This window comes from Streptomyces sp. NRRL S-350 (genome assembly GCF_000719705.1).
In the GTDB taxonomy this organism is placed as follows: domain Bacteria; phylum Actinomycetota; class Actinomycetes; order Streptomycetales; family Streptomycetaceae; genus Kitasatospora.
Window position 1 is genome coordinate 1 of sequence record NZ_JOHO01000236.1, and the last position, 233, is coordinate 233.

Annotated in this window: 1 protein-coding gene; it reads left to right on the forward strand. The window is 65.7% G+C overall.

What is annotated here, in order from left to right:
- Nucleotides 1-45: 45 nt before the first annotated feature.
- Nucleotides 46-233 (forward strand): helix-turn-helix domain-containing protein (locus tag IF30_RS50090; protein ID WP_234323038.1); only part of this gene is annotated, 188 nt, incomplete at its 3' end.

A 233-nucleotide genomic window follows, 5' to 3' on the forward strand; every position in this document is an offset into this window, starting at 1 on the left:
CTTGGGTTCTAGTGGTTGTTGCAACACCCCAGTTCAGGGGATGCGATGACCTTCGAGATCCGCGAGGACCGGAGCCCTCAGGGGCGGCGGAAGCTCTCCGCGGAGCGAGCCGCATACTTCCGGCTCGTGAAGCAAGGAGCGAGCAACGACCAGGCCTGCCGGATCGTCGGGATCAACCCGAAGACCGGCAGGCGCTGGCGTAACGGGCGCAACGCGTCCGGCAGGAACAAGGC